The sequence below is a fragment of the Methylopila musalis genome, from assembly GCF_042679725.1.
Taxonomy (GTDB): domain Bacteria; phylum Pseudomonadota; class Alphaproteobacteria; order Rhizobiales; family Methylopilaceae; genus Methylopila; species Methylopila musalis.
Window position 1 is genome coordinate 1 of the sequence record NZ_JBHTMX010000075.1, and the last position, 13,180, is coordinate 13,180.

Annotated in this window: 12 protein-coding genes; 10 read left to right on the forward strand and 2 right to left on the reverse strand. The window is 71.0% G+C overall.

The genetic code is table 11. The annotated features are described in order from the left end of the window. Positions 1-1,449, reverse strand: a 1,449-nt coding sequence (gene dnaG / locus ACFQ4O_RS09755; protein WP_378775501.1) for a DNA primase, incomplete at its 3' end; no start/stop codon positions are given. A 595-nt stretch (positions 1,450-2,044) separates the two neighbouring features. On the opposite strand from dnaG, the gene rpsD reads away from it, so the two are divergent. The 10 genes from rpsD to ACFQ4O_RS09805 all read left to right on the forward strand — a co-directional run bounded on the left by rpsD (position 2,045) and on the right by ACFQ4O_RS09805 (position 11,928). Then, positions 2,045-2,662 (forward strand): 30S ribosomal protein S4, encoded by a 618-nt coding sequence (gene rpsD, locus ACFQ4O_RS09760; protein ID WP_378775502.1) that lies wholly within the window; start codon positions 2,045-2,047, stop codon positions 2,660-2,662. A gap of 212 nt (positions 2,663-2,874) precedes the next feature. After that, on the forward strand, positions 2,875-3,618 hold the full coding sequence (locus ACFQ4O_RS09765; RefSeq protein WP_378775503.1) for a GntR family transcriptional regulator: 744 nt from the start codon (positions 2,875-2,877) through the stop codon (positions 3,616-3,618). A 5-nt stretch (positions 3,619-3,623) separates the two neighbouring features. Beyond that, complete coding sequence (locus ACFQ4O_RS09770; protein WP_378775504.1) at positions 3,624-4,379, forward strand: ABC transporter ATP-binding protein; 756 nt, start codon at positions 3,624-3,626, stop codon at positions 4,377-4,379. Beyond that, the gene (locus ACFQ4O_RS09775; RefSeq protein ID WP_378775505.1) at positions 4,376-5,212 is read left to right on the forward strand and encodes an ABC transporter permease; all 837 of its coding nucleotides are present in this window, start codon (positions 4,376-4,378) and stop codon (positions 5,210-5,212) included. The genes ACFQ4O_RS09770 and ACFQ4O_RS09775 overlap by 4 nt, the downstream gene beginning before the upstream one ends. A gap of 25 nt (positions 5,213-5,237) precedes the next feature. After that, positions 5,238-6,218, forward strand: coding sequence for an ABC transporter substrate-binding protein (locus tag ACFQ4O_RS09780; protein WP_378775506.1), 981 nt, complete (start codon positions 5,238-5,240; stop codon positions 6,216-6,218). Positions 6,219-6,395: 177 nt separating this feature from the next. Then, positions 6,396-7,412, forward strand: a complete 1,017-nt coding sequence (locus ACFQ4O_RS09785; RefSeq protein WP_378775507.1) for an SDR family NAD(P)-dependent oxidoreductase — start codon at positions 6,396-6,398, stop codon at positions 7,410-7,412. A gap of 142 nt (positions 7,413-7,554) precedes the next feature. Continuing rightward, positions 7,555-7,977: a PaaI family thioesterase gene (locus ACFQ4O_RS09790; RefSeq protein ID WP_378775508.1), complete on the forward strand. Its 423-nt coding sequence runs from the start codon at positions 7,555-7,557 to the stop codon at positions 7,975-7,977. 13 nt (positions 7,978-7,990) lie between these two features. Further along, positions 7,991-8,779 (forward strand): VOC family protein, encoded by a 789-nt coding sequence (locus ACFQ4O_RS09795; protein WP_378775509.1) that lies wholly within the window; start codon positions 7,991-7,993, stop codon positions 8,777-8,779. After that, complete coding sequence (locus ACFQ4O_RS09800) at positions 8,776-10,260, forward strand: class I adenylate-forming enzyme family protein (RefSeq protein WP_378775510.1); 1,485 nt, start codon at positions 8,776-8,778, stop codon at positions 10,258-10,260. Before ACFQ4O_RS09795 ends, ACFQ4O_RS09800 begins: the two co-directional genes overlap by 4 nt. A gap of 42 nt (positions 10,261-10,302) precedes the next feature. Continuing rightward, complete coding sequence (locus ACFQ4O_RS09805) at positions 10,303-11,928, forward strand: gamma-glutamyltransferase family protein (RefSeq protein WP_378775511.1); 1,626 nt, start codon at positions 10,303-10,305, stop codon at positions 11,926-11,928. Positions 11,929-12,310: 382 nt separating this feature from the next. On the opposite strand, the gene ACFQ4O_RS09810 is transcribed toward ACFQ4O_RS09805, so the two are convergent. After that, positions 12,311-13,180: FecCD family ABC transporter permease (locus tag ACFQ4O_RS09810; protein WP_378775512.1), on the reverse strand; the 870-nt coding region annotated here is incomplete at its 5' end.

A 13,180-nucleotide genomic window follows, 5' to 3' on the forward strand; every position in this document is an offset into this window, starting at 1 on the left:
CGGCCGACCGGCGCCCGCGCCGACCAGCGCGCTGCGCTTCAGCAGCGCGGAGGCGGACAGCGACGCTCCGTCCATCATCGACGACGCCGACGCTCCACCGCCGCGCCGGGGGCCGTTCGACCGCTGGCCCCGCCCTCCCCCGGAACGGGCGAAAGCGCCATTGCGCCCGCCGCCGCCCTGCGGCCGGCCGAAGGCCTGAAGCCGGGCCTGCACCGCGGACTGATAGTGCCGCTTGACGGTCTCGTCGCGGATGGCGGCGATCTGATTGCGCAGGCGGTGCTCGAAGGCGGCGGCGCGCTCGGGCGTGTCGGTCGGCCCCGCCTCCAGCTCCTTCGCCCACAGCACGTCGATCATGGGGGCGGCCTGGGCCAGCGTCGCCTCCACCGCCGCGCGGCCCTCGGAACGCACCAGATCGTCCGGGTCCTTGCCCTCGGGCAGGAAGGCGAAGCGCAGCGAGCGGCCGGGCGCGATCAGCGGCAGCGCCACGTCCACGGCGCGGAAGCCGGCGCGGCGGCCGGCCTTGTCGCCGTCGAAACACAGGATCGGCTCGGGCGCCATCTTCCACAGAAGCTCAAGCTGCTCCGGGGTCAGCGCGGTGCCGAGCGGCGCCACCACATGCGCGATGCCGGCCGCGGCCAGCGCGATCACGTCCACATAACCCTCGACCGCCACCACCGTGCCCGCCGTGTGGACGGCCGTTCTGGCGCGGTGATGGTTGAACAGCGTCGCGCCCTTGTGGAACAGCGGCGTCTCGGGCGAATTCAGGTATTTGGCCGGCACGTCCGCCTGCAGCGCGCGGCCGCCGAAGGCGATCACCCGGCCGCGGCTGTCGTGGATCGGGAACATCACCCGGTGCCGGAACCGGTCGAACGGCTCCGCCACGTCCTCGCCGGAGACGAGCAGCCCCGCCTCCACCATGTCCGCCACCGGCACGCCGGCCTTGCGCAGGTGGTTCTTCAGCGCGTGGCGGTCGTTCGGGGCGTAGCCCATGCGGAACGCGCCTTGGGTGTGCGGCGACAGCCCGCGCCCGGCGAGATAGCCCCGCGCCGCCGCGCCGCCCCGCGCCTGAAGCTCGGCCTCGAAGAAGGCGGCCGCCATGTCCATGACGTCGATGAGGCTGGCGCGCGCCTGCTCCCGGCGCTGCTCCTCCGGGCTCTCCTTCGGCATGGGCACGCCGGCGAGCTCCGCCACCCGCTCCACCGCCTCGGGGAAGGAGACGCCCTCCGTCTCCATCAGGAACTTGAACACGTCGCCGTGCCGGCCCGAGGAGAAGCAGTGGTAGAAGCCCTTCTGGTCGTTGACGAAGAAGGACGGCGTCTTTTCGGAATTGAACGGCGACAGCCCGGCGTATTCCCGGCCCTGCCGCTTCAGCTTCACCCGCTGGCCGACCACCTCCGAGACCGGAATCCGGTCGCGCAGTTCATCGAGGAAGGACGGCGTGAAGCGCATGGGCGCGGCGGACCTGCGGGTAAGGGGTCAGGCGAGGATAGGCGATCGTTCGTTATGTAAGTTCGCGGCCGGCGATTGCGCCCCTTTGGCCCGCCATCCCCAGTTTGCACGCTGTTATCCACGGCCGTGAGGCCGATCCGATCCAGGCGCGCCCCCGCGCGCCGCCACCGCCGTCATGCCCGGCGAAGCCGGGCATCCACGACTTCCCTCTTGGCGGACGCTCGCCCTTAAAGTCGTGGATGCCCGAGACAGGCTCGGGCATGACGGAGAGGGTGACGTCCTCGGGCTCACACCTCGGGCGGCGCGTCCGGCGTCCGCGAGACGGCGTCGGAGGCGGAGCGCGAGCGGCTCCACTCTATATGCAATCGCCGCCGTCCGCGATTGCGGCGTCGCGTCGGGCCGGGCGGAACCCGTGGCCTGTTTGACTTTGCGGGCCTCTTTCTCTAGAGAGCCCCCACGTCGCGCGGGGCCGAAAGCCCCGCGTCGTCGTTCATACGCACCCGCGGCCCGGCGTTCTCGCGACGATCGGGCCTGTCGGCTCCCGGAGGGAGCAGCAGGAGGGCGCGTTCCTCAACCTGAAGTCCAGGAGGACGCGATGTCGAAGCGCCACGCTTCCAAGTACAAGATCGACCGCCGTCTCGGCGAAAACATCTGGGGCCGTCCGAAGTCCCCGGTCAACCGTCGTGAGTATGGCCCCGGCCAGCACGGCCAGCGCCGCAAGGGCAAGCTGTCCGACTTCGGCGTGCAGCTGCGCGCCAAGCAGAAGCTCAAGGGCTACTACGGCTCGATCTCCGAGAAGCAGTTCCGCCGCGTTTACGCGGAAGCCACCCGCCTCAAGGGCGACACCTCCGCGAACCTGATCGGCCTGCTGGAGCGCCGCCTCGACGCGGTCGTGTACCGCGCCAAGTTCGTGCCGACCGTGTTCGCCGCCCGCCAGTTCGTGAACCACGGCCATGTGCTGGTGAACGGCCGCCGCGTGAACATCCCGTCCTACCTCGTGAAGGTCGGCGACGTGATCGAGGTGAAGCCCGCCTCCAAGCAGCTGGTGATCGTGCTCGAGGCCGCCCAGTCGGGCGAGCGCGACGTGCCGGACTACATCGAGGTCGACCACCACAAGATGAGCGCGACCTATGTGCGCGTGCCGGCCCTGACCGAGGTGCCCTACCCGGTCCACATGGAGCCGAACCTCGTAGTCGAGTTCTACTCGCGCTGATCATCCGCGCGACGCCTCGTTCCCAAGCGTTTCAAAGGCCGCCCTCCGGGCGGCCTTTTTCGTTGCCGTCGCGGCGAACACGCCCGAGGCAAGTAATTTCATAAAATCCATTGAATGACATGATTTAATCGTTGCGAGCGCAGACGCCCCGCGCTATTGAGCACCCCAACGAGCCGTCGTAAGCTGCTCACCAGATGTTTGTGGGACGATCAATGACGGACGAGGTCCGGAACCGCAGCGCGGCGGCGAGCCGCGCCACGCTGCACGACATGGCTCTCAAGGGCGATCAGGCCTATGACCTGATCCGCCGGGAGATCGTGTCCTGCCGCATCCTGCCGGGCGCGCGGGTGACGGAGCCGGAGCTGACCGACCGGTTCGGCCTCGGCAAGGCGAGCCTGCGAATCGCGCTGCAGCGCCTGACGCAGGGCGGGCTGATCGCCTCCATCCCCCGTCACGGCTACCGTGTCGCCCCCGTCACCGCGAAGGACGTGGACGAGATCTTCACCCTGCGCGTCGCGCTGGAGCCGCTCGCCGCGCGGGAGGCCGCGGGCCGCGTCAACCGCGGCCAGCTCGAACGGCTGGAGCGGGCCTGCCGCGGGCAGATGCCGGCCGAGGTCGGCAACCAGATCGATTTCTTCATGGAGGCGAACCGCAGCTTCCACATGGCGATCGCTGCCGCTTCGGGGAACGAGCGCCTCCATCGCACCCTGTCCGGCCTCATGGACGAGATGACCCGGCTGGTGGCGCTGGGCTTCGGCGTTCAAGGCGTGCGCCCCAACATCGAGAACGACCACGAGCTGCTGATCGAGCATCTGTCCGCCGGCGACGCCGACGCGGCCGAGCGGGTGGCGCGCCGCCATGTGGAGACCTTCCGGGACATGACCATGGAGAAGGTGGTCGCCAGCCTGAAGCTCGCCGACGCGCCGCTCGCGCCGTCCGCGGCGTCGGAGGGCTGAGGCGCGTGGGCTCCGCGGTGCGGGTGCAGTCCGTCTCCAAATGGTTTCCGCAGCGCGACGGCGAGAGCCTGCACGTGCTGCAGTCGGTCGACCTCGAGGTGGAGGAGCGCTCGGTGGTGGCGATCGTCGGCGCCTCGGGCTGCGGCAAGAGCACCCTGCTCAACATCATCGCGGGGCTCGTTCCGCCGGACCGGGGCGAGGTGTTCCTGAACGGGACGCCCTCGAAGGCCTTCAGGGACTGGCGCACGCTGACCTACATGTTCCAGGACGACCGCCTGCTGCCGTGGCGCACCGCCGCGCAGAACGTGGCCTTCGGGCTGGAAGCGGCGGGCGCCCCGGCCGCGGAGCGCAAGACGCGGGTGGCGGAGACGCTGGCGCTGGTCGGCCTTTCGGACTTCGCCGACGCCTACCCCCACGAGCTGTCGGGCGGCATGCGCAGCCGCGTCGCCCTCGCCCGCAGCCTCGTCACCCGGCCGTCGATCCTGCTGATGGACGAGCCGTTCTCCAAGCTCGACCCCTCCATCCGCTCCCAGATGCACGACGAGGTGCTGCGGGTCGCGGGCCTCATGGGCATGACCATCGTGTTCGTCACCCACGACGTGGAGGAGGCGGTGGTGCTGGCGGACAAGGTGGTCACGCTGCGGCCGCGGCCCGGCCGGGTGCGGGAGACGCAGGTGATCGAGCTGCCCCACCCGCGCGATCCGCTGTCGCTGGAGATCGCCGAACGCTCCCGCCTGCTGCGCCGGAGCCTGCAGTCGTGACCGCCGCCCCCTCCTCCGTGCCCGTGGTCATGGGCGGTTCGCCCAAGCCGGGCCGACGTCCCGTTCGCAGCCAGTGGCTGAAGACCGTGGCGATGCGGCTCGGCCTTCTGGCGCTGTTCCTGGCGCTGTGGCAGGTGGCCTCGCTCGGCGCCCCCGCCTTCGTGCTGCCCGGCCCCGCGCGGGTGTGGGAGGCGTGGAGCGCGCTGGTGGCCTCGCCCGGCTTCTGGCGCGATCTCGGCGTCACCTTCCAGCGGGTCGTCACCGGCTTCGCGCTCGCGACCGTGGTCGGCGTCGGCGTCGGCCTGCTGCTCGGGGCGAGCGAGACGCTTGGCCGCTTCTTCGAGCCGCTGCTGACCGTCATCAACACGGTCTCCTCCAGCATCTGGGCGATCTTCGCGCTGATCTGGTTCGGCCTGTCCGACTGGACCACGATCTTCGTGGTGTTCATGACGGCGATGCCGCTGATCCTGACCACGGTGTGGCAGGGCTCCAAGACGGTGAACGCCGATTATGTGGAGCTCGCCCGCGCCTTCCGCATGTCGCGGGCGCAGATCCTCACCAAGATCTACCTGCCGACCATCCTGCCGCTGTTCTTCGCCTCCGCCCGGCTCGCCTTCGGCTTCGGCGCCCGCGTCAGCCTTGTGGCGGAGACGCTGGGCGCCTCGAGCGGCGTCGGCTACCGCCTGCGCCAGGCGGCGGACCTCGTGCAGACCGATCAGGTCTTCGCCTGGACGCTGACGCTGGTGTCGCTGATGCTCGCGCTCGAATTCCTCGTTCTCAAGCCGCTCGAAACGCGCCTCTTCCGCTGGAAGAAGCGCGCCGAGATCGACTGACCTCGCACTCAAGGGACCAACCGTCGTGAAGCGCCTCGCCGTCCTCGCCGCCGCCCTCGTCGCGGCGCTCGTCGCCTCCCCCGCAGCGCATGCGGAGAAGATCCGCGTCGGCTACTGGAGCTCCGGGGTCAGCCTCGGCTTCGGCGCCGTGCTCCAGAGCGGCAAGTTCTTCGAGAAGGAAGGGCTGGACGCGGAGTTCGTCACCTTCCCGGACGTGAACGCGCCGACCAAGGCGCTCGCCGCCGGCGCGATCGACTTCGCCATCGGCGCGCCGGCTGCGGCCTCCTTCAGCGTGGCGGTCGACGGCCTGCCGCTGTCAATCGTGCTCGCGACCCAGGCCGCGGAGCTCGACTTCGTGGTGCCGGAGGACAGCCCCATCCAGAGCCTCGGCGACCTGAAGGGCAAGAAGGTCGGCGGCTCGCCGGCCGGCAGCGCCACCGCCGCCATCACCTCGGCCATTCTCGCCACCAACTACGGCGTCAAGCCCGGCGAGTACGAGGCGGTGCCGGGCGCCGACCCGCGCCTCGCCCAGTTCCTGGTCCAGAAGGACATCGACGCCGCCGCCCTGCGCACCGTCACCATCGCCCTGCTGAAGGACGCGAAGCTGCGCAAGATCGGCTCCTTCCGGGAGGAATGGGCCAAGATCACCAAGCAGGACGCGCCCCCCGTGCTCGGCGTCGGCCTGATCCGCAACGACTGGCTGAAGGCCAATCCGGACGCCGCGGCCAAGGTCGTCGTCGCCATGCGCAAGGCCTACGAGTTCGGCAAGTCCGACAAGGAGGCGGTCGCCAAGGCGCTCGTCGCCGCCGCCAACATGAAGGACGAGGACGCCCGCGCCTACGCGGCGCTGTGGGACGGCATCTACGCCGTGCGCCTGGAGCCGGCCGACGTGGCCTCGCTCAAGACCGAGTTCGAGGTGTTCAAGTCCGTCGGCGCCGTAAAGGGCGACCTGCCGGACTCCGCCATCGTCACCGCCCCCTATGAGGCGTCCAAGACGATCAAGTGACGGCGAGCCTTCGCCGAACGACGCCCGCGGCCGTCGCGCCCCCTGTTTGAGGGCGCGGCGGTCTCCGATCCCGGCGCCAAGACCGGGGCAGGAGAGCCGCCGTCTCCCACGCGGAGAGGCGGTCCAGAGACCGACGACAACGACAAGCGCGAAACGCGCCGGACAGAGAAAGCGACAATGCCCAAGACCATGAAAGCCCTTCTTCTGAAGGCCCATGGCGACGTGAGCGATCTCGTCGTGGTGGACGATCATCCCGTTCCCGTCGCCGACGCCGGCCATGTGGTCATCCGCGTCGGCGCGTCCTCGTTCAACTACCACGACGTGTTCACCGTGAAGGGCATGCCCGGCATCAAGGTGCCGCTGCCGGTGGTGATCGGCCTCGACATGGCCGGCGAGATCACGGAGGTCGGCGACGGCGTCGAGGGCTGGAGCGTCGGCGACCGGGTGCTGGTCAACCCGCTCAACAGGCAGATCGGCCTGATGGGCGAGATGCTGGACGGCGGCATGGCGCAGTATTGCCGCGTCTCCGCGGGCCAGCTCATCCGCATGCCCGACAAGGTGAGCTTCGTGGACGCGGCCTCGCTGCCTGTCGCCTACGGCACCGCCCACCGCATGCTCGTCACCCACAAGACGGTGAAGGCGGGCGACAAGGTGCTGGTGCTGGGCGCCTCCGGCGGCGTCGGCACCGGCTGCGTCATGCTGCTGAAGCAGCTCGGCTGCGAGGTCATCGCCTGCGCCGGCAGCCAGGACAAGCTCGACCGCCTGAAGGAGCTCGGCGCCGACCATGTGGTGAACTACCGCGAGACCGACTTCTCCAAGTGGGCGATCCAGCAGTACGGCAAGCCCCAGCGCCGGTCCTACGAGGGCGGCGTCGACGTGGTGATCAACTTCACCGGCGGCGACACCTGGGCGCCCTCGCTGAAATGCGTGAAGCGCGGCGGCTCCATCCTGACCTGCGGCGCGACCGCCGGCCACGATCCCAAGGAAGACCTGCGCTACATCTGGAGCTTCGAGCTCAAGATCATCGGCTCGAACTCGTTCTACGACGACGATCTGGCGGCGCTCATGGACATGATCCAGGAGGGGACGCTGAAGCCCGTCGTGGACAAGGTGCTGCCGCTGGAGGAGGCCTCCGAGGGCCTGCGGCTGATCCGCGACCGCGAGGTCATGGGCAAGATCGTGGTGACGCCATGAGCTCTGCTCCTTGTCCCGGCCTTGAGCCGGGACCCAGAGCCGCCGCGCGTTCCGCGATGGGCGCGGCGGCGTTCCGCGTCATCCTGAGGTCTCAGCGTATCTGGGTCCCGGCTCAAGGCCGGGACAAGAAAGGGGCGACCCTATGAGCGAAAACGTCACTCTCACCGCGGCCGAGGTCGAGGCGAAGCTGCTCAAGGGTCCGTTCCACCAGTGGCTCGGCCTCAAGGTGGTGTCGGTCGGCGACGGCGAGATCGAGCTGAAGGCGACATGGCGGCCCGAATGGGTCGTCAACGCCGAGCGCGGCTACGTTCATGGCGGCATCCTCGCCACCCTGATCGACCTCACCGCCGACTGGGCGCTGGTGTCGAAGACCGGCCGGGGCGTGCCGACCGTCGACCTGCGCGTGGACTACCACCGCGCCGCCATGGAAGGCGACCTGACCGCGAAGGGCAAGGTGGTGAAGTTCGGCGGCACGCTGTCGGTGGCCGAGGCGCAGGTGCTGGACGGCGACGGCCGGCTGCTCGCCAGCGGCCGCGGCGTCTACATGACCGCCGCGCCGAAGTGAGGGCCTGACGGGGATGGCGTCCGCGCTGGACCATGTGGTGATCAACGTGCTGCGTCGCATGGACGAGGCGGAGGCGCTGTTCGCCGCGCTCGGCTTCACGCTGACGCCGCGCGGCCGCCATTCCCTCGGCTCCGTCAACCATCTGATGATGGCGGACGGCGCCTATCTGGAGCTGGTGGGCGTGCCCGCCGAAGGCCGCCAGCGGCAGGACGTGCTCGACAGCCCGTTCGGCCTGAACGGCCTCGTGCTGAAGACCGACGACGCCGACGAGACCCACGCCCGGCTGGCGCGCACCGGCCTCGCGCCGGCCGAGCCGGTGGCCTTCTCCCGCCCCGTCACGATCGACGGCGTGGAGACGGAGGCGCGGTTCCGCACCGTGCGGCTCGCGCCCGGACGGTTTCCGGCGGGGCGGGTCTACTTCTGCCAGCACCTGACGCCGGAGCTGGTGTGGCGGCCGGAATGGCTCGGGCACCCGAACCGTTTCCTCGGCCTGTCCCGCGTCGAGGTGACGTCGGCCGCGCCCGCCACCGACGCCGCCGCCTATGCGGTCGCCGCCAACGCGACCGCCGAACAGACCTGCGGCGACCTTCGGGTGACGCTGCCGGATTTCGTGATTGACGTCGTTCCGGGCGACCGGGCCCGCTTCGCCACGCTGGAGCTCGTCTTCGACGGGCTCGACGCGATCGGCGAGCGCGCCCGCGCCACGCCGGGGGCCGAATGGAGCGAGACCCGAACGGGCTCGGGCGCGAAGCTCGCCCTGCCCGCCTTCGATCTCGTCCTCGCCTGCCGGAGCGCCCGATGAGCGACGTCTCGAACCTCGGAGCCGTCTTGGCCCTCTCCCCCGACGCCGCCGCCCCAGCGGCTGCGGGGGTGGGCCCGGACGGCTCCGGGACCCCTCTCTCGCGCGCCGATCTCGCCGCCCGCGCCGCCGCCTTCGCCCGCGGGCTCGGGCGCCACGGCGTGGCGCGCGGCGAGCGGATCGCCATCCTCGCCGCCAACGGGACCGACTATCTCGCGATCCTGCTCGGGGCGATGCAGGCCGGCGTCACGCCGGCGCCGGTGAACTACCGCTTTCCGGCCTCCACCATCGCCCGGATCGTCGCCGACAGCGGCGCGCGGACGGTGTTCCACGACGAGGAGCGCCGGGCGCTCGCGCCGGACGGCGTTCCCGCGGTCTCGATCGAGACCGGGCTCGACGGCTGGCTCGATCCCGGCCCGTTCGAGCCGGTGCGGCCCCGGCCGGACGAGGTGGCGCTGATGCTGTTCACCTCCGGCTCCACCGGCCGGCCGAAGGGCGTGCGGCTCAGCCACGCGAGCCATCTCTGGGTGACGCGGGTCCGCATGGCCGACGACGCGCTCGCGGGCGAGCGCATGCTGATCGCGGCGCCGCTCTACCACATGAACGCGCTCGCGAACGCGCTGCTGGCGCTCGGAAGCGGCGCGACCGCGCTGCTGCTGCCCCAGTTCCAGGCCCGCGCTTACATCGCCGCGATCGACCGGCAGCGCGCCACATGGATCACGGCCGTGCCGCCGATGATCGCCATGATGCTGCGGGAGAAGGAGGCGCTCGCGGGGGCCGATCTCACCAGCGTGCGGGTGGTGCGGATGGGCTCGGCGCCGGTGACGGACGCGCTTGCGGCCCAGATCCGCCGGCTGCTTCCGAACGCGCGGATCATCAACGCCTACGGCACCACCGAAGGCGGCCCGGTGGCGTTCCGCGATCCCGACGGCCGGGCGCCGACCGGCTCCGTCGGCCGGCCCCATCCGGGCGTCGAGGTCCGGCTCGCGGGCGACGGCGCGCCCGATCTCGGCGTGCTGCAGGTGAAGAGCCCCGCGATCATGCTCGGCTATCACAAGCGGCCGGACGTGCGCTCGCCGATCACCCCCGACGGCTTCTACGACACCGGCGACGTGTTCCGCCGCGACCGCGACGGCTTCTATTTCTTCGTGGGGCGCACGGACGACATGTTCGTCTCGGGCGGCGAGAACATCTTCCCCGGCGAGGTCGAGGCCATGCTGGAGACCCATGCCGACGTGGCGCAGGCGGTGGTCGTGCCGGTGGACGACGAGATCAAGGGCCAGAAGCCGGTCGCCTTCGTGGTGCGGCGCTCCGGCTCCGCGCTTGACGAGGCGGGCCTCAAGGCCTACGCGCTCGCTCATGCGCCCGCCTACCAGCATCCGCGCCGCGTCTGGTTCGTGGATCAGATACCCCTCGCCTCCACCAGCAAGATCGATCGCGCGGCGCTCGCCGCCCGCGCCCGAGCGGAGCCGCCGCTCGCCTGACGCGACGGCGGGCGGCGCCCACAGCCTTTGACGAGACACGCCATGACGACCCCCTTCGACTGGACCGCCGGTTATCCGTCCCGACGCGTGCCCGTGTTCGGACGCAACGTGGTGTCGACCTCGCACCCGCTCGGCGCGCAGGCGGGCCTGCGCATGATCCAGAACGGCGGCAACGCGGTGGACGCCGCCATCGCCGCCGCCGCCGTGATGACGCTGGCGGAGCCCTGCAGCAACGGCCTCGGCTCCGACGCCTACTGCATCCTGTGGGACGGCAAGCAGGTGCACGGCATGAACGCTTCCGGCGGCGCGCCCCGCGCCTGGACGCCGGACTATTTCGCGGCGAAGCACGGCGAGGGCCGGTCCCGCCCGCCCATGCGCGGCTGGGACAGCGTGACCGTGCCGGGCGCCGTCGCGTCCTGGGTCGCGCTCAGCGAGCGCTTCGGCGCCCTGTCGCTGGAGGACGTGCTCCAGCCCGCGATCGAGGTGGCGGAGCGGGGCTATCTCGCCCCGACCGTGGTGCAGCAGAAATGGGCGGCCGCCGCCGCGACGCCGGACCTCGCCGGCCAGCCCGGCTTCGCCGAGATGTTCCTGCCCCGCGGCCGGGCGCCGGAGGTGGGCGAGCACGTCGCCTTCGCCGGCGCGGCGCGGGCGCTGAAGGCGATCGCGGCCACCCGCGGCGACGCGTTCTACCGGGGCGAGATCGCCGAGGCGATGGCGGCCCACGCCGCCGCCTATGGCGGGGCCATGACGGTCGCCGATCTGGACGCCTTCCGGGTGGAGTGGGTGGACACGATCTCGACCCGCTACCGCGGCTACGACGTGCATGAAATCCCGCCGAACGGCCAGGGCATCGCCGCGCTGATCGCGCTCGGCATCCTGGAGAACTTCGATCTCGCCGGTCTCGACCCCGACGGCGTCGCGGCGAACCATCTGCAGATCGAGGCGATGAAGCTCGCCTTCGCCGACACCTACGCCCATGTGGCCGACCTCGCCCACATGCGGGTGACGCCGGCGCAGCTGCTCGACGGCGCCCATCTCGCCGAGGCCGCCAAGCTCATCGACCCGCGCCGCGCCCAGCGCTTCGCGCCGCGCAACCCCGTGCGCGGCGGCACGATCTACCTCACCGCCGCCGACGAGAACGGCATGATGGTGAGCTTCATCCAGTCGAACTTCATGGGCTTCGGCTCGGGGATCTGCCTGCCGGACTGGGGCGTGTCGCTGCAGAACCGCGGCCACGGCTTCGTGCTCGACCCTCAAAGCCCCAACGTGGTCGCGCCGGGCAAGCGCCCGTTCCAGACCATCATTCCGGGCTTCCTCACCAGGGACGGCCAGCCGGTGATGAGCTTCGGCGTCATGGGCGGCAACATGCAGCCGCAGGGCCATGTGCAAACGCTGTCGCGCATGATCGACCACGGCCAGAACCCGCAGGCCGCCTGCGACGCCGCCCGCTGGCGCTTCAACGCCGGGCTCGACATCAACGTGGAGGCCGCCATGCGTCCCGACACGGTGGCGGGCCTGCTGGCGCTTGGCCACGAGACCAGCGTGATCGACGACAGCTATCAGGACTTCGGCGCCGGCCAGTTCATCTGGCGCATGGGCGACCCCGCCGTCGAAGGCTACGCCGCCGCCAGCGACCCCCGCCGCGACGGCTACGCCGCGGTGTGGTGAGGGCGCGCGCCCGGCCTTTCAGGGCGTCCGCCTCCTTGTCCCGGCCTTGAGCCGGGACCCAGATCCGCCGACGTGCGGAGGAAAAACCGCTTCAGCCGTCGCGGCTTGTTCGGAACATTCAGAGTCTCTGGGTCCCGGCTCAAGGCCGGGACAAGAGAAGGGGCGCTTCGCGCGTTCGCCGTGAAACGCGCCCACCGAGAACCAGCCATCCGGCGGCCGTCCGGGCGTTTCAGGGCGCCCCCCTTCCTTGTCCCGGCCTTGAGCCGGGACCCAGAAACGCCGACGTGCGGAGGAAAACCGCTTCGGCCGTCGCGGCTTACTTTGAAAACCCAGAGTCTCTGGGTCCCGGCTCAAGGCCGGGACAAGAGAAGGGGCTCCCCCTTCAGCGCTCGCGGCGCAGGAGGGCGATGAAGAACAGGCCGCCGACGACGCCGGTGACGACGCCGATCGGGATGTCGTCGGGGACGATCACCGTGCGCGCGGCCATGTCGGCCAGCACCAGCGCCAGCGCGCCGAGGAGGGCGCTGGCGGGCAGGATGAGCCGGTTGTCGCCGCCGAGCAGCAGGCGCGCGGCGTGGGGCGTCATCAGGCCGACGAAGCCGATCATCCCTGACACCGACACCAGCACGCCGGTCACAAAGGCGCCGACCACCATGTGGGCGAGGCGGGCGCGCTCCACCGGCACGCCGAGGGTGGCGGCGGTCTCGTCGCCCATGGCGAGCGCGTTCAGCTCCCGCGCCTTCATCAGGAACCATGTCCCGCCGAGCGCGAGCGCCAGCGCCGGAACCGGCGTGGTGGACCAGTCGGAGGCCCCGAAACCGCCGAGCGTCCAGAACACCACATTCGCGGCTGAGCGCTGGTCGGCGAACAGGATCAGCATGTTGGCGCAGGCCGTCACCACGAAGGCCACGGCGACGCCGGTGAGGATCAGCCGGTCCGCGCTTCCCGCGCCCGCGACCCGCGCCACCGCCAGCACGGTGAGCGTGGCCGCGAGCGCGCCGAGGAAGGCGAACAGCGGCGTGGTGGCGGGGCCGAAGGCGTCGCCCACATGCAGGATCGCGAGATTGGCGCCGAAGGCCGCGCCGGCGGCGACCCCCAGCAGATGCGGATCGGCGAGCGGGTTGCGGGTGGCGGACTGCATCGCCGCCCCGACCATGCCAAGCCCCGCGCCGACGATGGCGGCGAGCACCGTGCGCGGCGCCCGAAGCTCCCACACGATCGCCGCGCGGCCGGGCGTCGCGCCATGGGCGCC

Excerpts from the sequence above, each read along its gene's own strand:
- rpsD (WP_378775502.1), top strand. The coding sequence starts at position 2,045 with ATGTCGAAGCGCCACGCTTCCAAGTACAAGATCGACCGCCGTCTCGGC.
- ACFQ4O_RS09765 (WP_378775503.1), top strand. The coding sequence starts at position 2,875 with ATGACGGACGAGGTCCGGAACCGCAGCGCGGCGGCGAGCCGCGCCACG.
- ACFQ4O_RS09785 (WP_378775507.1), top strand. The coding sequence starts at position 6,396 with ATGCCCAAGACCATGAAAGCCCTTCTTCTGAAGGCCCATGGCGACGTG.
- ACFQ4O_RS09790 (WP_378775508.1), top strand. The coding sequence starts at position 7,555 with ATGAGCGAAAACGTCACTCTCACCGCGGCCGAGGTCGAGGCGAAGCTG.
- ACFQ4O_RS09795 (WP_378775509.1), top strand. The coding sequence starts at position 7,991 with ATGGCGTCCGCGCTGGACCATGTGGTGATCAACGTGCTGCGTCGCATG.
- ACFQ4O_RS09800 (WP_378775510.1), top strand. The coding sequence starts at position 8,776 with ATGAGCGACGTCTCGAACCTCGGAGCCGTCTTGGCCCTCTCCCCCGAC.
- ACFQ4O_RS09805 (WP_378775511.1), top strand. The coding sequence starts at position 10,303 with ATGACGACCCCCTTCGACTGGACCGCCGGTTATCCGTCCCGACGCGTG.